Here is a 26,657-nt window from a genome sequence, read left to right as displayed (position 1 = left end):
GAACAGCGACATGAACGAACCGAACAAGGTGCCCCCGCAAGGCGAACCCGATCCAGACGTGGCGAGCAGTGGCGGCGAGGACGGCACGGACGAGGGCAAGGCCGGACGCGGGTCGCTGATCGAGCGCGCCGCGCGCCGGTTCGACTTCGGCAGCTTCATCGCCCGCCCCGATCCGCTCCCGCCCGAAGTTGCCGCCAAGGCGGCCGCGCGCAGCAAGGCCAAGATCGTGCGCAACGACAATGCGCCGACGCCCAGCGCACCGGAAGGTCCGGTCGTTCCCGCTGCGCCCGAGGCGAGTGCACCGCCGCCGCGCCGCCGCGCCAGCGATGTCGATCCGGCGCTGGCCGCACCCGCTGCTCCCATTGCTCCGGCGCCCGAGCCGGTCGAGGAGCCGGTTGTCTTTGCTGCGACGCGTCACCCGGTCGATCGGACCCGGCTCGCCGAGAACGGGCTCATTGTACCCGAAGGTCAGGTCACCGCGCTGCTCGAGGAGTTTCGCATCGTCAAGCGGCAGATTCTACTCCAGGCGGCCGACTTGCGGCGCCAGAAGGCGGGCGCGATCGCGCAACGCGTGCTGATCAGCTCGCCCCATCCGGGCGAGGGCAAGACCTATTGCGCGCTCAACCTCGCGCTTTCGATCGCGGCGGAGAAGGAAAGCGAGGTCCTCCTCGTCGATGCTGATTTCGCCAAGCCTTCGATCCTCTCGATGCTCGGCCTGCCGGGCGGGCCCGGGCTGATGGACGCGCTGATCGACGAGACGCTTGACGTCGCCGACTGCGTGCTGGGCACCGATGTGCCGGGTCTATGGGTCCTGCCAGCGGGCGAGGACACCAATACCGACAGCGAATACTTGTCCAGTTCGCGCACGACGCGCGTGCTCGACCGGCTGACGCAAGGGTCGCCGCAACGCATCGTGATTTTCGATTCGCCGCCCGCGCTCGCGGCATCGCCCGCCGCCGAGCTGGCCAAGCGGGTCGGCCAGGCCATCGTCATCGTTCGCGCGGACAAGACCGGCCACGGCGCGCTCGAGGACGCGATCAAGCTGCTGGACGGCTGCCCTAACGTCCAGCTTCTGCTGAATGGCGCGATGTTCAGCCCGAGCGGTCGCCGCTTCGGCTCCTATTACGGATACAAGGACTGATGCGCGCGTCACGATACAGCGTAATTGCGCCGCTTGCGCTCGCCCTGGGCCTCGCCGGTACCGCGCAGGCGCAGTCGATCGACTATGGTGCGATGGCGGGCGGCAGCGAAAGTGCGTCCTCGCCCGGAAGCTATTCGCCTGGAGACGAGGATGGTCCGCGTTCGCGCGACCCAAATCGCAAGAAGGGCCGCAAGCTCGAGGTCACGCCCTACATCGAGGTCGACCAGATCGTCACCGCCCAGCTTTCGCCGGGCAACGACGTGCTCACCTATACCCAGGCGGCGGTCGGGGTGGATGCCAGCGTCACCGGGCGCAACACCGGTGGCTCGATCTCCGCGCGTTATGCACGCCAGATCGGCTGGAGCCGCAATGCGCGTGACGGCGACGTGATCAGCGGCATCGCGCGCGGTTACGCGACGCTGACGCCGGGCCTGACGCTCGAGGCGGGTGGCCTTGCCACGCAGACGAGCTATTCGGGCCGCGCTTCGAACTACGCGCTCGGCGACAATCGCCAGTCGGTCTACTCGGTCTACGCGGGGCCTTCCTTCGCCACGCGGACGGGGAATGTCGACCTCAAGGCCAATTACCGCATCGGCTACTCGCGGCTCGAACAGGCCAATGCCTACCGCGCCACCGCCGACAGCGATCCGGTCGACGTCCACGACGACAGCCTTGTGCAGGCGGCCGATCTCCAGGCGGGCGTGGCACCTGGAGTGGTCCTGCCGGTGGGGCTGGGCGTCGGCGCAAGCTACAACCAGGAAGATATCTCCGATTTCGATCAGCGCATCCGCGACATGCAGGCGCGCGCCATGGTAACCGTTCCGGTCAGCCGCACCGTCCAGGTGGTCGGCGCGATCGGCTACGAGGACGTGGAGATTTCCAACCGCGACGTGCTCTATGACGGCGATGGCAACGCCGTGATCGGCAAGGATGGCCAGTACGTCACCGACAAAAGCTCGCCGCGCCAGTTGTCCTATGACGCCTCAGGTCTGATCTGGGACGCGGCCGTGATGTGGCGCCCCAGCCGCCGCACCTCGCTTTCCGCGCATGTCGGGCGCCGCTACGGCTCGACGAGCTTCGGCGGGACGCTGGTCTACTCGCCCGATGACCGCAAGACGCTGAGCGTCGTGGTCTACGACAACGTCGCCGGCTTCGGCGGCCAGATCAACCGGGCGCTTTACGAATTGCCCGACGATTTCGAGGCGGTGCGCGATCCGGTGACCGGCGAGCTCACCGGCTGCGTGAACTCGCTCGATGGCAGCAACTGCCTTTCGGGCGTGCTCGGCTCGGTGCGTTCGTCCGCGTTCCGCGCGCGCGGGATCGCGGCCAGCTACGTGATGCAGATCGGACGGCTCAGCGCCGGGATCGGGGCAGGCTACGACCGACGCAAGTACATCGGCGCCGAGGGCACGATCCTCGCCAGCGCCAATGGGCTGGTCGACGAAAATACCTGGCTGACGGCCTATCTCGGCGGTCCGCTGGGGCCGAGCGCGGGCTGGTCGACCAACGCCTATGTCAACTGGATCAATTCCAGCGACACGATTAATGGCGATTTGACCTCCTATGGCCTTTCCGCCAGCTACTATCAGCTTATTACGCCGCGCTTGCGTGGTACACTGGCCGTCTCGGTCGACGGCTTGAATTACGACCTGGTTTCGGTGGACGATATCTGGTCGGCGACGGGCCTGGCCGGCCTGCGCTACAGTTTCTGACTTCGAGGGAGAAGTTGACGATGTTCGATGATTTCTACGGGCTCGAAGCCAGACCCTTCCAGCTCACGCCCGACCCGACCTTCTATTTCGAGAGCGTCACGCACAGGAAGGCGCTGTCCTATCTGGGTTACGGTTTGGCGCAAGGCGAAGGTTTCGTCGCGATCACCGGCGAGGTGGGCTCGGGCAAGTCGACGCTCGTCGCCTATCTCATGGCGACGATCGATCCGGGCCGGATGACGGCCGCCAATGTGGTGACGAGCGCGCTTGACGGCGAGGAGATCGTTCACGTCGTTGCGCGCGCCTTCGGGCTTGCCGTCGATGGGCACGACAAGGCCTCCGCGCTCGGCGCGATCGAAGGGTTCCTGCACGAGGAGGCGCGAGCGGGCCGCCGCTCGCTCCTGATCGTCGACGAGGCGCAGAACCTCTCGATCACCGCGCTGGAAGAATTGCGCATGTTGTCGAACTTCCAGCTCGGCTCGCACCCGCTGCTCCAGACGCTGCTGCTGGGCCAGCCCGAATTTCGCACCACGCTGATGGAAAGCGACCGCCTCGAGCAGTTGCGCCAGCGTGTCATCGCGACGCACCACCTCACGGCAATGCAGCCCAAGGAAGTGCAGGCCTATATCGAGCATCGCCTGGCCTGCGTCGGCTGGAACGGCAACCCCAGTTTCGACCAGAAGGTGTTCTCGGGCATTTACGAGGCGACCGGGGGCATCCCGCGCAAGATCAACCAGGTGGCCAATCGCCTCCTGCTGCTCGGCTCGGTTGAGCAACGCACGCGCATCGACAACGCGATGCTCACGCAAGTCCTTGACGAGATGAAGGACGATGGCACGATCGGCGCACGCGAGGCATCGGAGGCAGTCGCTCCGACTTCGCGCGTCTTCGATCCGTCGGCTGGCGTGGCGGATCTTGACGGCACGGTCCCGGCTGCGGTCGCACTTGCGCAAGATGCGGCGACCCGTGGCGCGCCGTCCGGGCAGGAACGCGCTCCGGCGGGGCTCGACGCCGCCGCCGCCGTCGCGCTCATCGAGAACGCGCTGGCCGATCGCGATGCGCAGATTTCCGAATTGCAGCAGGCCGTGGTCGAACTCGCCAACGCCGCCGAGCAGCGCGAGGCGGACGCGCTTGAGAGGGTTGATCCGCAGGCCGAGCTCGTGGCCGCGCTTCAGGCGCAATTGGCCGATGTCACCCAGCACGCGACCCAGCTCGAGGCGCGCCTTGGCGAGCAGGAGCGAACCTTGCGCCATGTTCTCACCATGCTGATCGAATGGATCGAGAGCGGCGAGGGTCAGCGTTCGGCCGCGTGAGCGAGCGGCGGGGGAGTGACCGCGCAATGACAGCGGCAAACCAGCGTGCGAGCGATGGCAGTAGGCCGATCAACGGCCTTTCGGTCGATGTAGAGGACTGGTTCCAGGTCGGTGCGTTCGAGAACGTGATCGAGCGCGAAGACTGGAATGGCCTTGCCTTGCGGGTCGAGCGCAATTGCGACGTGATCCTCCAGATGTTCGACGAGGCCGGGGTGAAGGGTACGTTCTTCACGCTAGGCTGGATCGCCGAGCGCGCACCCGCGATGATGCGCCGGATCGCCGAGGCGGGCCACGAGATCGCCAGCCATGGCTGGGCGCACGAACGGGTGTTCCGCCTCGGTGCCGAGGGGTTTCGCGCCGATCTGGAGCGCAGTCGCAAGGTGATCGAAGACAGCTCCGGCATGGCGGTTACCGGCTATCGCGCGCCCAGTTTCTCGATCGATGCCCGCACGCCCTGGGCTCATGAAGCACTGGCCGAGGAGGGCTATGCCTATTCCTCGAGCGTCGCCCCGGTGGTCCACGATCACTACGGCTGGCGTGAGGCCCCGCGCTTTGCGTTCGCGCCGCTTGAGGGCAGCGCTCTCGTCGAGATTCCGGTCACCACTGCAAGGCTCGGCTCGCGGCGGCTGGCGGCGGGCGGAGGTGGCTTCTTTCGCGTCCTGCCTTATAGTTTCACCCGCTGGGCGATCCGCCAGGTCAATGCCGAAGGCCGCCCGGCGGTGTTCTATTTTCACCCCTGGGAGATCGATCCGGATCAGCCCCGTGTCGAGGATGCACCGCTGCGCTCGCGGCTTCGCCACTACACCAATCTTTCGGTCATGGCGGACAAACTCGCCCGTCTGACGCGCGAATTTGGCTGGGGGCGGATGGACGCGCTCGCGGCGCGCGAAAATCTGCGACTGGAAAGGCGCGCGGCGTGAATGCGCCGATGCGGATCGCGCAGGCCAAGGTACGGCTTGTCGACCTGCGGGATGCGGGCGAATGCGCCCGGCTTGACGCCTTCGTTGCAGCGCACCCGCAAGGGAGTCCGTTCCATCGTCCGGCCTGGTTCGTATCGGTGGCAAGAGCCACGGGCAACCGTGCCTTTGCCCTCGTGCAGGAGAAGGCAGGCGAACTCGTCGCCCTGCTGCCGCTCGACTGCATCGAATCGCCGATCTTCGGACGTGTCCTGGCCTCGAGCGGCTTTGCCGTAGGAGGCGGAGTGCTGGCAGGGGAAGGGGCCGAGCCGGCTGCGCTCTTCGACGCGGCGGCGGAGCTCGCCGGGCGTCTCGCCTGCACCGCGATCGAACTGCGTGGAGGTGTGCTGCCCGATGATGGCGAAGGCTGGGCGCTCCAGCGCGAATCGCACTGCAATTTCGCGCGCGCTCTCACAGCGGACGACGAGGCCGAACTGCTCGCGATCCCGCGCAAGCAGCGCGCCGAGGTGCGCAAGAGCCTCTCGGACGATCTGAGCGTCACCGTCGGGCGGGGCGAAGGCGAGCGGGCGGCGCACTACGCCGTGTTCTGCGAAAGCTACCGTAACCTCGGCACGCCCGTGTTCCCGCGCGCCCTGCTCGACGGCGTGCTCGATGCGTTCGGCGAGGACGCCGACATCCTGACCGTACGCCACGAGGGCCGGCCCGTCGCCAGCGTGATCAGCCTCTATCACAAGCGCGCGGTCATGCCTTATTGGGGCGGGGGCTGCTGGGAGGCGCGGCGCCTGCGGGCGAACGATCGGATGTATTACGAACTCATGCTGCACGCGCGCCGCAAAGGCATGACGCATTTTGATTTCGGCCGCTCGAAGACGGCAAGCGGGGCCTATCATTTCAAGCGCAACTGGGGCTTTACCCCTGAGCCCCTGACTTATGCGCAGTGGACTGCTCCGGGCGCGAAGTCGCGCGAGGCCAATCCGGCGAGCGGCAAGCTTTCCTTGCAGATCAAGCTCTGGCAGCGCCTGCCACTCGGCCTCGCGAACCGGTTCGGCCCGTTGATCGCGCGCGGGCTGGGATAGGGCCGGGTCATGGGGGAAATCCTGTTCCTGGCGCACCGGATGCCGTTTCCGCCCGACCGGGGAGACAAGATCCGCTCGCACCACGTGCTCAAGGCGCTTGCGCGTCTGGCCCCGGTCCATGTGGCGACATTCGCCGACGAGGACGCGGACTGGGCCGGCGAGGCCGAACTGGTGCAGCTCGCCGCGAGCCATTGTCTGGTTGCGCGCCGTAAGCCGCTGGCCCTGGCCGCGCTCGAAGCGCTGGCCACCGGCAAGCCGGTCAGTCTCACGGCATTTCACGCAGCGCCTGTCGCGAATTATGTTCGCCACGTCCTCGCCACCCGCCCGATCGAGGCGATCTACGTCTTCTCCGGGCAGATGGCGCAGTATGTGCCCGAGGATTTCCGGGGGCGGGTGGTGGCCGATCTCGTCGATGTCGATTCGGCCAAGTTCGAAGCCTACGCCGCGGCGGGGCGAGCACCCCGACGTTGGATGGAGGCGCGCGAGGCCCGGCTCTTGCGCTGCGAGGAAGCGCGCATCGCCGCGCGCGCGCAAGTCTCGCTGCTGGTCAGCGAGCCGGAAGCGCAGCTCTTTCGCGATCGGCTGGCCGAAGCTGGCAAAAGCGTCAGGGTCATGGGCAATGGCATTGATGCCAGGGCCTTTGCGCCCGGTGCCTGCCCGCCTGACGCTGCGATGGCAGCGGCCGGATTTCCGCGCATCGTCTTCACCGGTCAGATGGATTACGCACCCAACATTGCGGCGGTCGAACGTGGCGCGCGTGCGATCCTGCCGCGCGTGCGCCGCGCCTTTCCCGAAGCAAGCCTGCATGTCGTGGGGCGCAATCCGACGCGCGCGGTGGAAGCATTGGGGACGTTGCCGGGTGTGCGGGTCTGGGGCCGGGTCCCCGACGTTCGCCCCTATCTCGCCGCCGCCGACGTGGCGCTCGTGCCGTTGCGGCTGGCGCGCGGGGTGCAGAATAAGGTGCTCGAAGCGATGGCGATGGCCGTGCCAACGGTCGTAAGCCTGGGCGCGGCCACCGGCATTCCCGCGGCCGACGGTACCCAGTTCCTCGTGCGCGAGGACGATGAGGCTATGGCGGATGCCGTGATCGATCTTGCGAGCGACGCCGGACTGGCACGGACACTGGGTCGTTCGGCGCGCGCGTGGATCGAGGAAAATGCCAGTTGGGAAGCGGCTTTGGCAAACCTGCCAGCCTACTGCGGGTTCGATGCGAAGGCTGGAGGCATGTGCGATGTCGCATGACATCTCGCGCCCGCACGCGCCGACTGCGGCGGATGGGCCTGGCCTCGTAGCGCTATCGCGCCCCTGGCGCAGCGCATTGATCGCGCTTGGTCTTGCCTGGCTTGTCCAGTTCGGCGCCTTCGCGGCGGACTGGGGCGCGATGGTGCGCCAGTGGTGGGACATCTCGACCTACAACCATATGCTGCTGATCCCCCTCGTCGAGGTCTGGCTGGTATGGCAGCGGCGCCGCGAACTCGCGCGCCTGACGCCACGGGCCTGGGCTCCAGGCTTGGTCCTTTTCGCGCTGGCCGCGTGTCTCTGGCTGCTTGGCGGCGTTTCCGGCTTCGACCTCCTGCGGCAGGCGGGTGTCGTTGCAATGCTGGCGGCCAGCGTGCCGCTGCTGCTGGGGGCACAGGTTACCGCCGCCGTGCTGTTCCCGCTGTTCTATCTCGTCTTCATCGTGCCCTTTGGCGAGGAACTGGTGAAGCCGCTCCAGATGATCACGGCCGAGATCACCATTGCGCTCACGCATCTCAGCGGCATTGCGGCGGTGATCGACGGGGTATTCATCGATACGCCAGTCGGCCTGTTCGAAGTCGCCGAAGCCTGCTCGGGCGTCAAGTTCCTGATCGCGATGGTTGCTTTCGGGGTGCTCGCGGCCAATGTCTGTTTCGTGAGCTGGCCGCGGCGGCTGGTGCTCCTGCTGGCCTGCCTCGTTGTTCCAATTCTGGCCAACGGAGTGCGCGCATGGGGGACGATCTACGCCGCGCAGATCTTCGGGGTGGAGGTTGCGGCCGGCTTCGATCACATCGTCTACGGCTGGTTCTTCTTCGCCATCATCCTGACCCTGGTGATCCTGGGTGCCTGGCGCTTCTTCGATAGGCCGGCCGATGCACCGATGATCGACCTTGCGGCGATAACCGGCAACCGGACGTTGGCCTGGCTCGGCGGCACGGGGGCCATGCCACTGGCCCTGGCCCTGGCAAGTTGCCTGGTTCTCGTCGCAGGGGTGCGCGTATGGGCCCAAGCGGCCGATAGGCTCGCCGCGCCCTTGCCTGCGCGCATCGCCTTGCCCGATGTTACGGGATGGCACCGGGTACCTTACGATCCTCGCGTCTGGTGGGAACCGCGCGCGCAAGGGGCCGAACACCGCCTGCTGGGACGTTACGCCGACGGCGAGGGCCGTGTAGTCGACGTATTCGTCGCGCTCTATTCGGGGCAGGGGGAAGGGCGCGAGGCCGGGGGGTTCGGCGAAGGGGCGCTGATGCGCGAAAGCACCTGGTCGTGGCAAGCGCCGGCAGTTGGCCCCTCGGGGGGGCGCGGGGAACGTCTCCTCGCCAACGGCACCCTCGAACGTGTCGCGGTGACCTGGTACCGCAATGGAACGCTGCTTTCGGGCAGCAATCTCGGCCTGAAACTGGCGGTCATCGACGACCAGCTGTTCCTGCGCGCCGAGCCCACGGTCATGCTGATCGTCTCGGCCGAGGAGCGTGGGGATCGGCCCGCCGCGCAGTCCATTGCCCGGTTCGTCGGATCGACGGGTGATCTCGCGCGATGGATGGACGCCCTCGCGGGGCTCAGGTAGGGCGCTCGGCGATGTGCGGGATCGTAGGCATATTCCATCTCGATACACCCAAGCCGGTCGATCCGGCGCGGGTCGAAGTCATGCGCGATGCGCTCGCACATCGGGGGCCGGACGGACAGGGGGTGTGGACCGGGCCGGGGGTCGGCCTGGGGCATCGCCGGCTCTCGATCATTGACATCGCCGGATCGCCCCAACCCATGGTTTCTCCCGATGGCCGCGCGGTGCTCGTTTTCAATGGTGAGATCTACAATTTTCGGGAGCTTCGCCGCGAACTGAAGGCGAGTGGCGCGCAATTTCGCACCGATGGCGACAGCGAAGTGATCCTCGCCGCCTGGCAGCGTTGGGGGCCGGCATGTGTGGAGCGCCTTCACGGCATGTTCGCCTTTGCGCTCTACGACGGCGAGGCGCGTACGCTGTTTCTGGCGCGTGACCGGCTGGGCGTGAAGCCCCTGTTTTACGCCACGCTCAGCGATGGCAGTCTGATCTTCGGGTCCGAACTCAAGGCGCTGACGGCACATCCCCTGTTGCGCCGCGAGATTGATCCACTGGCGGTCGAGGATTACCTCACCTGGGGCTACGTGCCCGATCATCGCTCGATCCTCAGGAACGTGTCGAAGCTGGCGGCGGGGCACAGCCTGCTGCTGCGCCACAACAGTCCGTTGCCACGGCCCAGCCAGTGGTGGGACGTTTCGTTCTCCGAACGGCATCGCGGGAGCGCCGCCGATCTTGAGGCTGAGCTGCTGCATCGCCTGCGCCAGGCCGTCGAATCGCGCATGGTCGCGGACGTTCCGCTCGGTGCCTTCCTGTCGGGCGGAGTGGACAGCTCCAGCGTGGTCGCGCTGATGGCCGAAGTGAGCGCGAACCCGGTCCGGACCTGCTCGATCGGCTTCGATGTCGCGGGCCTCGACGAAACGGTCCATGCAGATCAGGTCGCAAGTCTTTTCGCGACCAACCACGCCACGCGCCGGGTTTCTCCCGATGATTACGGCGCGATGGATTCGTTGGCGGCCATGTTCGACGAGCCCTTTGCCGATGCGTCGGCACTGCCGACCTGGCGGGTCTGCCAGCTGGCACGCGAATCGGTGACGGTCGCGCTGTCGGGGGATGGAGCGGACGAGGCGCTGGCGGGGTATCGTCGACACCTGTTCCAGCGGGGCGAGGATCGCGTGCGCGCACTGCTTCCGCAAGGTTTGCGCACACGGGTATTCGGCGCATTGGGGGCGGTCTACCCCAAGGCCGACTGGGCACCGAGGCCTTTGCGTGCCAAGACCACCTTGCTGGCGCTCGCGGGCGACAGCGCCGAAGGCTATGCGCGGGCGCTCGCCTACTGTCCGCCCGAGCTTCGCAGCACGCTCTATTCTCCCGATTTCGAACGCGAGCGCAGGGATTACCGGGCCGAACAACCCCTTGTCGAATTGATGCGCCTTGCGCCCGTGCGCTCGGGCCTCGACCGCGCGCAATACGCCGACCTCAAGTTCTGGCTTCCCGGTGATATCCTCACCAAGGTGGATCGCACGAGCATGTCCGTCGGGCTTGAGGCGCGCGAGCCGCTGCTCGACCACCGCCTCATCGAATTTGGCGCGCGGTTGCCCGAATCGCTGCGCGTTCGCTCGGGACAGGGCAAGTGGCTGATGAAGCGTGCCATGCGCCGCGCGCTGCCGCACGACATCCTTTACCGGCCCAAGCAGGGCTTCGTCACTCCGATCGAACACTGGTTTCGAGGGCCGCTGCAGCAGACCGCGCGCGAAATCGCCGCTGGAAAGGCCCTTGCGGCGACCGGCTGGTTCGATCAGCGGCGTCTTGCCCAGCTTGTCGAGAGCCACATTTCCGGCCAGGCGAACCACGCCCGGTTGCTGTGGCAGCTAACGATGCTCGAAAGATCGTTTACCAATCTGGGGCTCGTCTAACGGGCTTTTGGCCCAGAATCCGTGCGGGATCGCAAACGCAGAACCTAGGTGTGCGATTAACTACACATATTCTTAGGAACTTCCCGATAGAGCGAATTCACCAAGCGTCATTTCGGGACGTCAATGACACAGAATGATATGCATCTCCGGAGGTTCGCAGCGTCCACAGGGCGTCGCGGGGATGTGCGCCTGCGATTGGCAGGCCAGGCTGTCGGCGGTGAAAGGATGGACCGGCGATGACCGCGCTTTTCGGTCAACTCTGGAACAGCGCCCGATTCCGGATCGTGTTCTGGGCCACCGTGACCGGGCTCCTGCTCGGCGCAAGTGGCTTGAGCGTGCCGGCCGAAGACGTTCTGCGCAACATGCGCATTCCGCTGCGGCTGCATCCATCCGACGGCAAGATCGCGATGGTGCTGCTCGATGACAGTACGCTCGAAGAACTCGATATCGTCGACGTCGGATTGCAGCAGGACACCCAGGTCCTCCATGCGCTCTTTCGCGCGGGGGCCAAGCGGGTCTATTTCGACCGGCGCATTCCCGATCGCGGCGACAAGACCGCCCGCGAAACATTTCGCGACACGCTTCTGCACTACAAGGGCAAGGTCTTCATCGGCGCGTTGCCGAGCAGCAATGGCAATTTCGGAAATTTCGCAGCGCGCCTTCCAGGAGCGAGCTTCCGCAGTCCCGAGAACGTCGTGTCGCTGCTGCTGCTGCACCATCCCTTCAATCTGGGCGTCGAAATGCCCTATGCCTCGCGCAGCCCGATCGGCACCGTGCCTACGCTGGCCGCCAGCATTGCCGGAGTGACGAAGGGGACGGACGAACTGTTCATGCCCGATTTCTCGATCGACGTGGATACGATTGGTGCGGTGAGCTACGGCGATGTTCTTCATGGCCGTTTTGATCCCACGGTCATCCGCGGGCGGGACATCATCATTGCGCCCGCTGCGGTCACCTACAACGATATTCACAAGATCCCGGGCCGTGATGAAGCCGTTCCGGGCGGCTATATCGAAGCCATTGCGGCCGAGACCCTCATGCGCGGCTTGCCGCGCAACTTTGGATGGCTGTTGCCGCTGGTGATCGTCGTGGCGATTGTCGTAACCGGAACCGGGCGCGGTCGGGTCTTCGATTGGAAACGATCGGCCGCGCTCGTCACGGTCATCGTGGCTGCGCCGTTCCTGCTTGATTTCATGCGTGTGCGCATGGACATCGCGCCAGCGCTGATCGTTGCGGTCATAGCGGTGCTGCGCATGCGCAGCCTCGACCGGGTCGAAGTGGCGGGCGAGACGAACACCGGTTCCGGCCTGCCCAGCGTCCAGGCGCTGCGCAATTCGGACGACAAGTCGAACCTCATTCTCGTTGCGCTCAAGATCCGCAACTATGGGGCGATCATCGGCAGTTTCGCGGAAACGGTCGAGGCCAGCGTCGCGCGCGAAATCGTGCGCCGCATCCGGATCAGCGACGATGCCGTGACGGTCTACCACGAAGGCGGCATGTTCATGTGGCTGTCCTCGATCCGAAGCAGTTTCGACTTGTTCGAGAACCTGGAGGGGCTGCATCGCATCGTTCAGAACGGCATCCAGGTCGGCGGGCTCGATATCGACCTTTCGTTCAACTGCGGTGTCGATTCCGAATTCGATCGGCCACTCTCCACCCGTGTCGCGGGCGCGATGCAGTCGGCCGAGGAAGCGGTTCGCAACGACGAACTCGTCTACCAGCACGATAGCCGTCGCAACGAGGCGCAGTGGGAAATCTCGCTGCTCACCTCGCTCGACCGGGCCATCGACAACGGCGAGGTCTGGGTGGCGTACCAGCCCAAGTTCGACCTGAGGTCGAACCGGATTTGCGGTGCGGAAGCTCTGGTGCGCTGGACCCATCCCGAGCGCGGCCCCATTTCGCCCGAGAAGTTCATCCGGATTGCCGAGGAGTTCCATCGCATCGAACGCATCACCCGATTCGTCATCGACGATGCGGTGCGCTGCGGTGTGGAACTCATGCGCCGAGGCCTGGACATGACCTTGTCGGTAAACATTTCGGCGCAGCTCTTGCGCAATCCCGGACTTCCGGGCTTGATTTCCGACATTCTTGCGCTGCACGGCCTGCCGGCCGACCGGCTTATCCTGGAGATTACCGAAACCGATCGCCTCGACCGCAGCTCGCGCACTTACCAGATGCTCCAGCGGCTGGTGCAATCGGGCCTTCGCCTTTCGATCGACGACTTCGGGACAGGAAACGCCACACTCGACTACTTGCGCTATCTTCCCGCGAGTGAGGTTAAGATCGATCGCTCGTTCGTTTCGTCGATGGAGGCGAACAAGGACGATCTGGTGCTCGTCCAGTCCATCATCGAAATGGCCCATTCGCTTGATCGCACCGTGGTGGCGGAAGGTGTCGAGACCCTGCGCAGTCTGGAGATGCTGAAGGAGCGCGGCTGTGATATCGTGCAGGGCTACTACATCGGCCGTCCCGTCCCATTTCGGGAAATGCTCGAGGCAACTTCCCGGGAGACACACCAGCTCATTGGTTAAAAATTTATTGATGAAACGTTAACTGAGCGTTATCCCTGTTAGCTGTCGCAGATAAGCGACGGTTCACATGGGGAAATACAATGCTTGGTGGTTATTGGTGGGGCGCTGCTGGCGCGTAATTTGCGTCACACCATTCAGTTGAATTGAATGGTGGCCCAATTTAAAGAAAACCCCCGGAAGTACATTTTGGGTACTTTCGGGGGTTTTTGTTTGTCGATTGTCCAGATGATCTCGCTTCATTAGTTCGGTTTGAAGCCAGAGTGGTTTTCGGGACATGTGAAGGCAAGCCAAATTCGAACGAATATGGACCGGCGTTTCGGGCATGCTCTGATTTGCGAGCGCGTATTTAACTAACGAAGTTAGGTGGTCGATTCGCGCGAGACGGCGCGAATCAGGCTTCGCCATGCCCCTGGGCGAGGTAATCGGCGCTCTGCATCTCATTGAGTCGGCTTACGGTGCGCTCGAATTCGAAGCGTCCAGTGCCGGCCTCGTACAGTTCCTCGGGCGCCGCGTCAGCGGCGGCGATGAGCTTGACCTTGTTCTCGTAAAGGGCGTCGATCAGCGTCACGAAACGGGCCGCCTCGTTGCGCCGGTCCGGGCCCATGCGCGGAATCCCGACCAGGATCACGGTGTGATACGCATGCGCGATGGCGAGGTAGTCGGATGCCCCGCGCGCTTCGGCGCAGAGGCGCTTGAAGCTGAATACGCCCACGCCCTTGAGGCTCTTGGGGACGTGCAGCATGCGCCCGCCACCGACGTCGATATCGGCTGGCGGAACATGCTCCGCGTCTTCGGGGGGGTAGTCGGTCAGACGGTAGAAGGCCTCGCGGGTCTGCTCGGTCGCAGCTTCGCCCAAGGGCGTGTGCCAGGTGGCCATGCCGCCAAGGCGTTCGAGCCGATAATCGGTCGGCCCGTTGAGCGTGCGCACGTCGAGCTCGCGTTCGATCAGGTCGATGAAGGGCAGGAAGTGCTCGCGGTTGAGGCCGTCCTTGTAGAGGTCTTTCGGCGCGCGGTTCGAGGTGGTCACGATTGTGACGCCCTCGTTCTCGATGAGCTGGGTGAACAGCCGGCTCATGATCATGGCGTCGGCCGAATTGTTGACGACCATCTCGTCGAAGGCGAGGCACTGCACGTTGCGCGCGATCGTGGTGGCCACGGGTGGGATCGGGTCGCCGCTCTCCTTCTTGCGTTCCTCGTTGAGGAGGGCATGAACTTCGAGCATGAAGGCGTGGAAGTGCACGCGCCGCTTGTCGGGAATGTCGAGGGTCTGGTGGAACAGGTCCATCAGCATCGACTTGCCTCGGCCCACGCCGCCCCACATGTAGACGCCGCGCGGGGCAGGGGGCTTCTTGCCCAGCAGCTTGCCGATGAAGCCCGTCGAATTGCGGGCCTTGTAGAATTCGCGCTGGAGTTGGTTGAGGCGGTCGGCGGCCGCAGCCTGCTCGGCATCCGGGCGCAGTTCGCCGGTTGCGATCAGGGTCTCGTAACGTTCGAGCATCGCGGTCATGCCGTGCACTCCGGATCGGCCTCAAACGGCAGGAAACCGTTTACGGGATGAGCGCGCGGCATGCCAATAATCATCGGGAAAACGCGAGATCCGAGGATCAGATCTGGCGTTCGGCCTGCATCTTCTTGATTTCAGCGATCGCGCGCGCGGGCGAGAGGCCTTTGGGGCACACGTTCGAGCAGTTCATGATCGTGTGGCAGCGGTAGAGACGGAAGGGATCTTCCAGCTCGTCGAGGCGCTCGCCGGTCATCTCATCGCGGCTGTCGGCCAGCCAGCGATAGGCCTGAAGCAGGATGGCGGGGCCCAGGAACTTGTCCGAGTTCCACCAGTAGCTCGGGCAGGAAGTCGAGCAGCAGGCGCACAGGATGCACTCGTAGAGGCCGTCAAGCTTCTCGCGCTGTTCGGGGCTCTGGAGCCGTTCCTTGCCCGAGGGTGTGGTCGAGACGGTCTGCAGCCAGGGGCGGATCGATGCGTACTGCGCGTAGAAGTGCGTGAAGTCGGGAACAAGGTCCTTGATCACGTCCATGTGCGGCAGCGGAGTGATGCGCACCTGCGAGCCCTTGAGGTCCTCGATCGCGGTGGTGCAGGCGAGGCCGTTGGCGCCATTGATGTTCATCGCGCACGAGCCGCAGATGCCTTCGCGGCACGAACGGCGGAAGGTGAGGGTGGGATCCATCTCGCTCTTCATCTTGATGAGCGCGTCGAGGACCATCGGGCCGCAGTTGTCGAGATCGATCTCAAACGTGTCATAACGCGGGTTCTCACCCGAGTCCGGATCGTAGCGATAGACGGTGAATTTCTTGACGCGGGTCGCACCTTCGGCCTTGTGGACGTGGCCCTGCTTCTTGATCTTGCTGTTGGCCGGAAGGGTGAACTGCGCCATGAACGAATCCCCGTTATCTTGCATTGCGGCATAACCGCTTCATTGGTTCCCCCTCTAGCGATTACGCGGCGCGGGGCAAGAGGGCAGTGCGCCATGCGGGCGTTTCCCTATGGGGAATGCTGCTATTTGACGTGCGCTTTGCGCATCTGTCGGATTTTTTCCTGGCGGGGCGCCGTATGATGTCGGTGCTAGGCGGGCGGAGCCGGTACTTGGACGACGAGTCGTTCAACGCCGGTTCGCGCAAGCCGCCGCGAACCTGGCTTGAATAGCCATGCGAAAGGGGCCTTCCGCCGGATGGCGAAAGGCCCCTTTCTGTTGTGTTTCTCGAAGGAAACCTGGTCCGGATTATTCCCCGAAGGTGCGCTGCCACCAGCCGCGGCGCGGCGTTTCAGTCTGCGCAACGCTTTCGGCTTCGGCGGGCGCCGGCTCTTCCTGCGCGATCGGTTCCGCCGCTGCCGGCTCCTCGCTCGCTTCGCTCACGGCCGGTTCGGCCTTCTTGCGGCGCGGCGCGCGCTTCGCCTTGGGCTTGGCTTCCGCGGCCTCGGCCGGCACTTCGACCACTTCGGCCTCGACGGCCGGTTCGGCTGCCTTCTTACGGCGCGGTGCGCGCTTGGGCTTGGCCTTGACTTCGGCTTCCGCTTCCTCGGCCGGAGCTTCGGCGGTCACGATCTCCGCTTCGGGCTCTGCCGCCTTCTTGCGGCGCGGGGCGCGCTTGGCCTTCGGCTTGACCTCGACTTCGGCTTCCTCGGCAACCACTTCAGGCACTTCGGGCGCGGCCACGGGAGCTTCGGCGGCGGCGACGTCCTCGGCAGCCGGTTCGGCCTTCTTGCGGCGCGTGCGCGCGCGCTTGGGCTTTGCGGCAGGCTCTTCCTCGGCGACGGTCTCCTCGACCACCGGCGCGGCTTCGACGACCGCCTCGGCGGCTTCGGGCTCGGCTTCGGTCACCTCGCCCTGGTCTTCACCAGCGGCGTAACCCTCGTCATCCTGGGCCTCTTCGCCCTCGTTCGACGCGTTTTCGCCTTCAGCGTTGCGACGGCCACGACGGCGACGACCTCCACGGCGGCGACGCTTGCGCGGAGCCTCGGCATCGTCACTTGCCTCGCTGGCGATGTCCTCGCCACCTTCGGAAGCGACCTCGGCCTCGTCCTCGCCTTCACCTTCGACGTCTTCGCTGCCTTCCTCGCGGCGGTCGCGGCTGCCGCGACCGCGACGGCGCTTACGGCGCTTGCGGCGCGAGCCACCTTCGCCATCGCCTTCGTCGTGCTCGCGGGCTTCCTCGGCCTCGAGTTCGTCGTCCTCGTCGTCCTCGGGAATGTCGTCATAGTCGACATCGTCGGCGATCGGATCGAAACGGGGGACGAAGTCGTTGCGCGGACCCGACGATCCTACGCGCATCTTCGCGCCTTCGTTCTCGCCCTCGGGGATGACCTCGACGGTGACGCCGTAGCGTTCCTCGATGTCGGCAAGGTCCGTGCGCTTGGCGTTGAGGAGGTAGACCGCGGCTTCGGTGCTGGCGAAGAGCGAGATGACGACGCCCTTGCCCTTGGCGGCTTCGTCCTCGATCAGGCGTAGTGCCGAAAGGCCGGCCGAGCTGGCGGTGCGCACCAGGCCGGTGCCGTCGCAGTGCGGGCACGAACGCGTGGTGGCTTCGAGTACGCCCGTGCGCAGGCGCTGGCGGCTCATTTCCATGAGGCCGAAGCTCGAGATGCGGCCGACCTGGATGCGGGCACGGTCGTTCTTGAGCGCGTCCTTCATGGCCTTCTCGACCTTGCGGACGTTCGAGCCGTATTCCATGTCGATGAAGTCGATCACGACGAGGCCGGCCATGTCGCGCAGGCGCAGCTGGCGGGCGATCTCACGCGCGGCTTCGAGGTTGGTGGCGACCGCCGTCTGCTCGATCCCGTGCTCCTTGGTGGCGCGGCCCGAGTTGATGTCGATCGAGACCAGCGCCTCGGTCGGGTTGATGACGATATAGCCGCCCGACTTGAGCTGCACGACAGGATCGTACATCGCGGTCAGCTGGTCTTCGGCACCATAGCGCTGGAACAGCGGCACGGGATCGGAATATGGCTTAACCCGGCGTGCGTGGCTGGGCATCAGGAGCTTCATGAAGTCCTTGGCGGCGCGATAGCCTTCCTCGCCCTCGACGACGACTTCCTCGATCTCGCGGTTGTAGATGTCGCGGATCGCGCGCTTCACCAGGTCGCTGTCCGAGTGGATCAGCGCGGGTGCGGCGGAGTGCAGCGTCTTTTCGCGCAGCTCGTCCCAGAGGCGGGCGAGGTAGTCGAAGTCGCGCTTGATCTCGGTCTTGGTGCGCTGGAGGCCGGCGGTGCGCACGATGCAGCCCATCGAGCGCGGAAGGTTCATTTCCGCGATGATCGACTTGAGGCGCTTACGGTCCGAAGCCGAGCTGATCTTGCGGCTGATGCCGCCACCGTGGCTCGAATTGGGCATGAGCACGCAGTAACGGCCCGCCAGGCTGAGGTAGGTGGTAAGGGCCGCGCCCTTGTTGCCGCGCTCTTCCTTCACGACCTGCACGAGCAGGACCTGACGGCGGTGGATCACGTCCTGGATCTTGTAGCGGCGGCGCAGCGCGAGGCGCTTGGAGCGAAGCTCTTCGGCTTCCTTCGAGCGCGCCTTGCCCTGGCGACGACGACCGCGGCCGCGACCGCGGCCCGAACGGCCCTGATCCTCGGAACCATCCTCGTCGCTATCGTCGCTGTCCTCGAAGCCCTTTTCGACGTTGCCGTCCTCGATCGTGGCGACATCGTCCTTCTCGGAGGTGTCGACTTCGGTCAGGCCGCCGTCTTCGTAGTCCTCGCCGTCGGCATCGTCGTCCTCGTCGTCGGCTTCGCTCGCGCGCAGCGCGGCTTCTTCTTCGGCGTGGGCGGCTTCTTCCGCCAGCAGGGCCTCACGGTCCTCCTTGGGGATCTGGTAATAGTCGGGGTGGATTTCGCTGAAGGCGAGGAAACCGTGCCGATTTCCGCCGAAGTCGACGAAGGCCGCCTGGAGCGAAGGTTCCACGCGGGTGACCTTCGCCAGGTAGATGTTGCCCTTTATCTGCTTGCGTTCGGTCGATTCGAAATCGAACTCTTCAATGCGATTTCCCTTGAGTACCGCCACCCGCGTTTCTTCCGGGTGGCGCGCATCGATGAGCATGCGCGTTGCCATTGGTAATTCTCCGGACGCGCTGCCTTCCGGCCGGATCAGCCGGTGGCGCGCGTCGATTGTCGTGGTGGTCACCGCAGAGTGCGAGGCCGTCGTCTGGACGGGCCGTCTCTTCTGCGAAGCTGACCGGATTGGTGAAGGTGTCGGAGCAATCCATCGCTCCGAATGTCGTATGGAATTCCACTGCCGGATGGGCAGCGATTGCGTCTGCGAGCGGAAGTTCGCGTGGCGAAACCCAACACGCCGAAAATTGCGGCCACACCGCCACCGCCCCGTGGGGCGTCGGCTGGCAAGGCGGCAATTGGCTTCTCATCTCTCGCATCAACCTGTTGGAGCCGGGCAAAAAAGTTGCCGGATCAATTCTGTGGTCCGCGCAGGCTGTCGCCCCAGATCCAAAAGTGCAAGCCCAAAACGGGGTGAAATTGCATCCAGGATCGACGTGGACAGTCGCGGATCGGATGTGCCTAGCACCCAACGTGTCGATCGGCAAGTTGCTTGACCACCTGCATCGCCGCGACATTGCCATTCGATTGCATCCAGGCCCGATCTTCTCGCGTTCGCTGAAAGAGGCGGCAGATGGTCGCTTCGCTTCGCGAACTCGGGATTTGTGGGGGCAAGGCCATTGCCGCCGGGCAGGGCGGCGGTTAACGACAGCCCTGCTATGTTGCGCGTGGTTCAGATCTCCTTGCTCCTGCTGGCACCCGTGGCGCTGCTGGCTTGCGTCTTCGTGCTTAACGCCACGCTCGCCAAGGCCGATGGCGGCTACGACTACGTGATCCGCATGAAGCTTCCCGCGATCGGCGAACCGGCCGATCTGCCCCCCGTTGAAGGTCCGGCCGACGCGAGCCAGCCGCTCGTCGTGATCGATCCGGGGCACGGCGGCTTCGATCCCGGTGCCGGCAATGGCGCGGTGCGCGAGAAGCAGGTGGCCTTGCGGATCGCGCGTGCGATCCGTGCCGAACTGCTGCGCCATGGCGACGTGCGCGTGGCGCTCACCCGCGACGAGGACCGCTTCGTCCCCTTAGGCCAGCGTCCCGACATTGCGCGCCGTCTGGGTGCGGACTTGTTCCTCTCGATCCACGCCGACAGCGCCGAGAGCGATCAGGCGCGCGGGGCGAGCGCTTACGTGCTCTCGGAAAAGGGCAGCAGCGAGGCGGCGCAGCGTTTTGCTTCCAGTGCGCGCGAGACGGGCAAGAGCGAGGGCGCGCGGGTCAACGGCATTGTGCTTGCCGATACCGGCGACCAGGTGCGCTCGATCCTGCTCGACCTTTCGCAACGCGGCACGCAGGAGGATTCGGCGCAACTGGCCGATCTGTTGATCGAGGAACTGGGCGATGCTGGCGTCCGCCTGCACCGTAGCCGGGCCCAGACCGCCGCTCTCGCGGTGCTGAAGGCGCCTGATATTCCCTCGGTTCTGTTCGAGACGGGCTACATCAACAATGCGCAGGATGCCGCGTTTCTCCAGTCGGCGAAAGGTCGCAGCGACGTCGCCGATGCGGCCGCGCGGGCCATCCGGCGCTTTTTCGCCCGCAAGTCAGGCCTGTGATGAAATCGGCCAATCGAGCACCGAGCGACTGGCCTTGCGCGAAAAGGCCGTGCTAGAGGGCTTGCACGATGACCGACAAGAGCACTGATACCGGACCGGGTTCGCACGAACGTTCGTACGAAGGCATGCCCGAAGATACCCATTTCAGACTTCGTCGCGGACGCGGCGGCGGCTCGGGGAATGGTCTGGGCCATCGAATCGGCGCTTTGTGGCGCTCGAGCAAATGGCTGCGGCGCTTCGGCTATCTGTGCCTTGCCGGGTTCGTGGCGCTTGCCGGACTGTGGGTCGTGGTGACCCGCGACATGCCCGATGCCAGTTCGCTGCTGGCCTACCAGCCGCCACTCCCGACCATGGTGCGCGACATCGATGGCGAGATCGCCTACAGTTATGCGCGCGAACGCCGCGTCCAGCTGCGCTATGTCGACTTGCCGCGTCCGCTGGTGAACGCGTTTCTCTCGGCCGAGGACCGCACGTTCTGGTCGCACAACGGTGTCGACTTCGGCGGTTTCATCGGCGCCGTCTTCGACTACGTGTCGAAGTACGGGTCGGGCCAGCGCGCCAAGGGCGGCTCGACGATCACCCAGCAGGTAGCCAAGAACATCCTGATCGGCGACGAATACTCGGTGACGCGCAAGCTCAAGGAAATGGTGCTGGCCTTCCGCATCGAGCGGGTGCTCACCAAGCAGCAGATCCTCGAGCTCTATCTCAACGAAATTCCGCTGGGCCGTCGCTCGTTCGGCGTCCAGGCCGCGGCGCGCGCCTATTTCGATCGCGACGTCGATGAGCTGACCCTCAGCCAGTCGGCGTTCCTCGCCATCCTGCCGCGTGCGCCCGAAGTCTACGGGCGCAAGAAGAACGAGGATCGGGCGATCGAACGGCGCAACTGGGTGCTCGACCAGATGGTGCGCAATGGCTGGGTCAAGGCATCGGACGCGGCACAGGCCAAGGCCGAACCGCTCGGCCTCGTCACCCAGCGCGGCACCGACTACGATCCAGCCAACGGCTACTTCATCGAAGAGGTGCGCCGTCGCCTGATCGAAAAGTATGGAGAAAAGGCCGAGGACGGTCCCAACAGCGTCTACGCGGGCGGATTGTGGGTGCGGACCTCGCTCGACCCCGAACTGCAGAAGGCCGTGCGCGCGGCGCTGCGCAAGGGACTGCTCAACTACCACGGCCAGCGTGGCTGGAGCGGGCCGATCGCCCACATCAACGATCTCGAGAACTGGCAGACACAGTTGATCGTCTCGAACAAGACAATCGACTACAAGGACTGGCGCGTCGGGGTGATCCTCGATGCCACGAGTGGCGCGGCGCGCATCGGCTTCTCCGACGGCAATATCGCCACGCTGACGAATGTACCCGATGCGGCCAACGTGGGTGATTTCGTCGCGGCCGAACCGGTGTCTTCGGGTACTTTCGCAGTACGCACGATCCCCGAGGTCTCGGGCGGCATGATCATGGAGCAGCCTTATTCGGGACGCCTCCTGGCGATGCAGGGCGGCTTCGATTCCGGGCTGGGCTCGTTCAACCGCGCGATCCAGGCCGAACGCCAGCCGGGCTCGACGATCAAGCCCTTCGTCTACGCGACAGGCCTCGACAACGGCATGACCCCGGCCACGCAAGTCCTCGACGGCACGTTCTGCGTCTATCAGGGCGCGAACCTTGGCCAGAAGTGCTTCCGCAACTTCGGCAACGAGGGCGGCGCGGGTTCGCGCACGATGCGCTGGGGGCTCGAGCAGTCGCGCAACCTCATGACCGTGCGCATCGCCAACGACATCGGCATGGGCAAGGTGGTCAAGACCTTCAAGACCATGGGGATCGGTGAGTACAAGCCCTACTTGTCCTTCGCGCTCGGTGCCGGCGAGACCACGGTCGCGCGCATGGCGAACGCCTATTCGGCGCTGGCAAACAACGGCGTCCAGTTTTCCTCGTCGCTGATCGACTACGTGCAGGACCGCAATGGCAAGGTCATCTGGAAGTCGGACAAGCGCAACTGTGATGGCTGCAACATGGCCGAGTGGGACGGCAAGCCGATGCCGCGCATCGGACGTCGCGGCAAGCAGGTGATGAACGCCGACACCGCCTATCAGACCATCCACATGCTCGAAGGCGTGGTCATTCGCGGGACCGCAGTGCGCCTGCGCAGCCTCAACCTGCCGCTCTTCGGCAAGACCGGCACGACCAACGGGCCGACCGACGTGTGGTTCATGGGGGGCAACCAGGACTACGTGGGCGGTGTCTACGTGGGCTACGATAGCCCGCGTTCGCTGGGGGGCTGGGCGCAGGGTGGCCGTATTTCCGCGCCGATCTTCAAGGACGTCGTCGAGGCGACGCGCGAGCGCTGGAGCCAGCAGCCCTTCGTCGCCCCGCCGGGCGTGCGCATGGTGCGCATCGACCGCGTCACCGGCAAGCAGGTGATGGGCGTGGAACCGAGCGACGAACCCAAGGCCTCGGTCATCTGGGAGGCGTTCAAGCCCGACACCGAACCGCGCCAGTACACCGCTGAGGACGAGTTCACCAAGCGGCGCGACGCGCTGGTCGCGGAGATCGACAATGCCCGCAAGGCGCGCGAGGCCTCGGCGGCGCAGGCCGCGCAAGGGGCGCGCGAGAACTTCGCGGAGGAGCAGGGCGGCATCTACTGATCGCGCGTTGCGCGCGAGGGCATCGCGCGCATCAGGCATCGATGGAGGGGCAGGTCTCGTGTGTTGACCCTTCCCGTCCATCCCTATGCCGATCATCCGCAATCCGGCGGCTTTGCGCTCGGTAATAGGTATTATTACAATGCGTTAATTTGTCTATGGCATATCCTGCAATCGATTTGATTCGCGGGGGCTTTGAGCATGTCGGAAGTTACACCGAGGGGGATGACGCTTCGTTATGTCGTTGCCCTTGGTCTCATCGCGTTGCTCAGCATCGTGTCGCATCTCGTCCTGACCGAAACACTCAAGGCGAACGAAGGGTCGGCCGCGATCATCAACATGAGCGGACGCCAGCGGATGCTTTCGCAGCGCATCCGGGGGCTGGCCGATGACCTGCACAGCGGCAAGGAGGTCGCCCGCGAACCGCTCATCACGTCGATGAACCAGTTTCGCCAGACCCATGAGCGACTGGCCGCGCTTGCCGACGCCAAGGGAACCATAGCCGAGCGGCGCCTTTACGAGGTCTACTACGGCAACGCGGAAATCGACCGCCTGATGACCCGCTTCCTGGCCGCGGGCGAGCGGATCGCCGCGCGCAAGGTTGCTCCTGCACGGCTGACCGATGCGGAGGATAGCCAGGACCTGCAGGTCCTCTCGGACCTCGCGCGCGGGCCGCTCCTGTCCGGGCTCGAGGACGTCGTTTCGATCCATCAGTCGGTGAGCGAGGCCCGCTCGCAACGCATGGTCCGGGTCCAGTGGGGGATCCTGTTGATCGTGCTGGTGACCCTCGCCGTCGAGGCCTGCTTCATCTTTCGTCCGATGGTCCGGGCGATCTCGGGCTATGTCGGCCTCCTGCTCAACCAGGCCGACCATGACTACCTTACCGGGCTGCTCAATCGCCGGGCCTTCACGGTTCGGGCGGAGGCCGAGATCCAGCGCTCGCGTCGCTATGCACGGCCAGTTTCGGTGGTTCTGGTCGACGTCGACCATTTCAAGCGCGTCAACGACAGTCTCGGACACCTTGCGGGCGATACGGTGCTCGTCACGCTGTCACGAACGATGGAGGCGCAGGCACGCCGCGAGGACGTGATCGCGCGTCTGGGCGGCGAGGAGTTCGCGATCCTGTTGCCCGAGACCGGGCTGGCGGAGGCCTGCGAGATGGCCGAGCGGCTGCGCCAGGCGGTGGCGGCGGAGCCGATCCTGGCGGGCGAGGAACCGCGCCAGATCACCATCAGCGCGGGCGTCGCGGAGATCGATCTCGATGGTGCACGGCCCTATGTCTCGGCAATGTCGAACGCGGACAAGATGCTCTATCGGGCGAAGGATGCGGGTCGCGATACGGTGCGGCCCAAGCCCGCGAGCGCGCGTGCAATGCGCGTGGTTTCCTGAGCTCTATTGCGTTGCGCGCGCGAAATCCTCGTCGCTGACGGCCTCGTCGCGGCTTTCGGGCCGGATGTAGATCGATGAAATCGCCGGCGAGAGCTGCTTCATGCGTGTTTCCAGGTCCTCGATCAGACGCTCGGCCTCGCCCATCGGCAGGTCGTCGTCGAAGTCCGCGCTGATCGCCACGAAGATGGCGTTGGGCGCGCTGTGCAGTGTGCGCACGTGGTTGACGCAAGTGATGCCCGGCTGCTCCTGCGCCTTGGCGCGGATGCGGGCGGTAAGTTCGGGGTCGGCAGCCTCGCCGATGAGAAGGCCCTTGGCTTCGCGGGCAAGCAGGATCGCGACGGCGGCGAGGACGAGGCCAATCAGCACCGATGCGGCGCCGTCGATGCGCGGGTCGGCGAAATGGATGCTCGCCCAGACGCCCGTTGCGGCGATCAGCAGGCCGATCAGCGCCGCGCTGTCCTCGAACACGACAATGAAGGTCGCGGGATCCTTGCTGCGATGGATCGCCTGCCACCAGCTTTGCGTGCCGCGCGCGGCGTTGAATTCGCGCACCGCGATCGTCCAGCTGGTACCTTCCAGCACCAACGCGATGCCGATGACGATGTAGCTCAGTGTCGGATCTTCGATGGCGTGGGGATCGGCGATGTGGACGATCCCTTCATAGATCGAGGCTCCCGCACCCACCGCGAAGATCAGGATCGCGACGACCAGCGCCCAGAAATAGAGTTCGCGGCCGTAGCCGAAGGGATGCTGCGCGTCGGGTGGGCGGCTTGAACGCTTCTGGCCGTAGAGCAGCAGGACCTGGTTTCCGCTGTCGACGAGAGAGTGGATCGCCTCGGTTGCCATCGAGGACGAGCCGCTGATCGCGGCCGCCACGAACTTGGCGACGGCAATGCCCAGGTTCGCGGCGAGTGCACCGTAGAGGACAATGTTCTTGCGGATGTGGGCGAAGGTGCCTTCGCGCGCTGCGTTGGGGTCGGTCATGGTACGCGGGGTATGCCTCAGGCAGGGGGGGCTTCACAGGGGCATTTGCGGATCGTCAGGTACGCGCCATGAAGCGCGCCGCGATCGTGGACGCCAAAGCCGAGCAGGGTGCCGTCCTCGCCCTGCGCTGCGGGAAGCGCACGCACCTGTTCGAGGCCGAGGCGCGCTCCCGAAGTGCCGGGCGTGGGCGCGCGGGCCAGTCCCTCGGCGACGAGACGGGCGAGGTCGTAGGCGCGCGCAATTGCGGCGCGATGGCGCGTGGCAATCGGGTGTTCGGCCAGCAGGTGGGCAAGGGTCGCGTTGCCGGGCGAGGTCAGGGCGACCTGGAACCAGCCGGCAAAATCCGCCGGCAATTCGCAGCCCTCTTCGGGCGTGGTGCCAAGATTGAGGAAGCAGGGGCCGGTGAAGCCCGCCCGCATGACCGCTTGCGCCAGTTCGGCCGGCGGCTTTCCGTGTACGATGAAGATGCAGCCATCCGGACGTTCGGCAAAAGCGGTGGCAAGCGCTGCATCGAGGTCTTCGGGGGCGAGGGCACTCGCTTCGAGAGGCACGCGCGCAATGAGTTCGCCGCCGACAGCCGCCCCCTCGCTCCGCAGGCATTTCACCATGCGCTCGCCTTGCCGCGATGCCTCGTGTATGACGGCGATGCGCGTGCAGCCAAGCCGGGCGAGCTGGCGCATCATCAGCGCGGCCTCGTCTTCGGGGCTGCCCGACTGCAACTGGAAGCCGTGGCGCGAGCGGGCCCGCTCCTCGTTCGAGCACATTAGCGTGGGCACGCGCAGGCTTTCGGCAAGGGGAGCGAGGATCATCGCGTTGTCGGCGAGGAATGGGCCGACGATGAGGCTGGCCTGCGCGTCGACAAGCTGGTGGTAGGCTCTCTCGACTGCCTCGCTGGTGCCCGTGGGGAGGCCGAGCGCGTAGGCGTGCACGATCTCGACCGGAGCACGAAGACGTCCCGCGGCATGGAGGCGGCGGGTTTCGCGCTCGAGCCAGAAGCCGATGTCGGCCTCCTCGGGCGCCGCTTCGTCCAGCCCAAGCGGATCCGCCATGTCGTTGAGGACGCCGACCCTGATTGTTTCGCTCATGTCTACCAAACCCCTGCCCGAGGTGGGCCGCATGCGGGCCGCCTCAGTTTTGCCGT

Annotated in this window: 17 protein-coding genes; 12 read left to right on the top strand and 5 right to left on the bottom strand. The window is 65.3% G+C overall.

The annotated features are described in order from the left end of the window. Positions 1-10: 10 nt before the first annotated feature. From HT136_RS12200 to HT136_RS12160, 9 genes are all read left to right on the top strand, one after another. On the top strand, positions 11-1,141 hold the full coding sequence (locus HT136_RS12200; RefSeq protein ID WP_214200036.1) for a P-loop NTPase family protein: 1,131 nt from the start codon (positions 11-13) through the stop codon (positions 1,139-1,141). Next, positions 1,141-2,853 (top strand): preprotein translocase subunit YajC, encoded by a 1,713-nt coding sequence (locus HT136_RS12195; protein ID WP_214200035.1) that lies wholly within the window; start codon positions 1,141-1,143, stop codon positions 2,851-2,853. Before HT136_RS12200 ends, HT136_RS12195 begins: the two co-directional genes overlap by 1 nt. A 20-nt stretch (positions 2,854-2,873) precedes the next feature. Further along, the gene (locus HT136_RS12190) at positions 2,874-4,163 is read left to right on the top strand and encodes an XrtA/PEP-CTERM system-associated ATPase (protein ID WP_214200034.1); all 1,290 of its coding nucleotides are present in this window, start codon (positions 2,874-2,876) and stop codon (positions 4,161-4,163) included. Positions 4,164-4,189: 26 nt separating this feature from the next. Then, positions 4,190-5,083: an XrtA system polysaccharide deacetylase gene (locus tag HT136_RS12185; protein WP_214200033.1), complete on the top strand. Its 894-nt coding sequence runs from the start codon at positions 4,190-4,192 to the stop codon at positions 5,081-5,083. Further along, positions 5,080-6,156, top strand: coding sequence for a FemAB family XrtA/PEP-CTERM system-associated protein (locus HT136_RS12180; RefSeq protein ID WP_343222175.1), 1,077 nt, complete (start codon positions 5,080-5,082; stop codon positions 6,154-6,156). Before HT136_RS12185 ends, HT136_RS12180 begins: the two co-directional genes overlap by 4 nt. A 9-nt stretch (positions 6,157-6,165) precedes the next feature. Next, positions 6,166-7,398: a TIGR03087 family PEP-CTERM/XrtA system glycosyltransferase gene (locus HT136_RS12175; RefSeq protein WP_214200032.1), complete on the top strand. Its 1,233-nt coding sequence runs from the start codon at positions 6,166-6,168 to the stop codon at positions 7,396-7,398. Next, the gene (gene xrtA / locus HT136_RS12170) at positions 7,388-8,962 is read left to right on the top strand and encodes an exosortase A (RefSeq protein ID WP_214200031.1); all 1,575 of its coding nucleotides are present in this window, start codon (positions 7,388-7,390) and stop codon (positions 8,960-8,962) included. Before HT136_RS12175 ends, xrtA begins: the two co-directional genes overlap by 11 nt. Before the next feature lie 11 nt (positions 8,963-8,973). Further along, complete coding sequence (locus tag HT136_RS12165) at positions 8,974-10,869, top strand: XrtA/PEP-CTERM system amidotransferase (protein ID WP_214200030.1); 1,896 nt, start codon at positions 8,974-8,976, stop codon at positions 10,867-10,869. A gap of 236 nt (positions 10,870-11,105) precedes the next feature. After that, positions 11,106-13,400, top strand: a complete 2,295-nt coding sequence (locus tag HT136_RS12160; RefSeq protein ID WP_214200029.1) for an EAL domain-containing protein — start codon at positions 11,106-11,108, stop codon at positions 13,398-13,400. A 391-nt stretch (positions 13,401-13,791) separates the two neighbouring features. Here the strand turns inward: HT136_RS12160 and zapE are convergent, their stop codons facing one another. The 3 genes from zapE to HT136_RS12145 all read right to left on the bottom strand — a co-directional run bounded on the left by zapE (position 13,792) and on the right by HT136_RS12145 (position 18,961). Continuing rightward, positions 13,792-14,907: a cell division protein ZapE gene (zapE, locus tag HT136_RS12155; protein WP_214200028.1), complete on the bottom strand. Its 1,116-nt coding sequence runs from the start codon at positions 14,905-14,907 to the stop codon at positions 13,792-13,794. Positions 14,908-15,004: 97 nt separating this feature from the next. Beyond that, positions 15,005-15,790, bottom strand: a complete 786-nt coding sequence (locus tag HT136_RS12150; protein ID WP_214200027.1) for a succinate dehydrogenase iron-sulfur subunit — start codon at positions 15,788-15,790, stop codon at positions 15,005-15,007. Positions 15,791-16,135: 345 nt separating this feature from the next. Beyond that, a complete protein-coding gene (locus HT136_RS12145) occupies positions 16,136-18,961 on the bottom strand; it encodes an Rne/Rng family ribonuclease (RefSeq protein ID WP_214200026.1) in 2,826 nt (941 codons plus the stop codon). Between the two features lie 658 nt (positions 18,962-19,619). Between HT136_RS12145 and HT136_RS12140 the strand changes: the two genes are divergently transcribed. The 3 genes from HT136_RS12140 (at position 19,620) to HT136_RS12130 (ending at position 24,532) form a co-directional block, all read left to right on the top strand. Then, positions 19,620-20,504, top strand: coding sequence for an N-acetylmuramoyl-L-alanine amidase family protein (locus HT136_RS12140; RefSeq protein WP_214200025.1), 885 nt, complete (start codon positions 19,620-19,622; stop codon positions 20,502-20,504). A 125-nt stretch (positions 20,505-20,629) separates the two neighbouring features. Beyond that, a complete protein-coding gene (locus tag HT136_RS12135; RefSeq protein WP_214200098.1) occupies positions 20,630-23,146 on the top strand; it encodes a penicillin-binding protein 1A in 2,517 nt (838 codons plus the stop codon). Between the two features lie 222 nt (positions 23,147-23,368). Continuing rightward, positions 23,369-24,532, top strand: a complete 1,164-nt coding sequence (locus HT136_RS12130) for a GGDEF domain-containing protein (RefSeq protein WP_214200024.1) — start codon at positions 23,369-23,371, stop codon at positions 24,530-24,532. A 3-nt stretch (positions 24,533-24,535) separates the two neighbouring features. On the opposite strand, the gene HT136_RS12125 is transcribed toward HT136_RS12130, so the two are convergent. Further along, positions 24,536-25,516 carry a cation diffusion facilitator family transporter gene (locus tag HT136_RS12125; RefSeq protein WP_214200023.1) on the bottom strand — a complete coding sequence of 327 codons (981 nt, stop codon included), beginning with the start codon at positions 25,514-25,516 and terminating at the stop codon, positions 24,536-24,538. Positions 25,517-25,533: 17 nt separating this feature from the next. Then, the gene (locus HT136_RS12120) at positions 25,534-26,601 is read right to left on the bottom strand and encodes an ABC transporter substrate-binding protein (RefSeq protein ID WP_214200022.1); all 1,068 of its coding nucleotides are present in this window, start codon (positions 26,599-26,601) and stop codon (positions 25,534-25,536) included. Positions 26,602-26,657: the final 56 nt, after the last annotated feature.

Source organism: Novosphingobium profundi (assembly GCF_018491765.1).
In the GTDB taxonomy this organism is placed as follows: Bacteria; Pseudomonadota; Alphaproteobacteria; order Sphingomonadales; family Sphingomonadaceae; genus Novosphingobium; species Novosphingobium profundi.
This window is presented reverse-complemented; position numbering and strand designations above follow the sequence as displayed.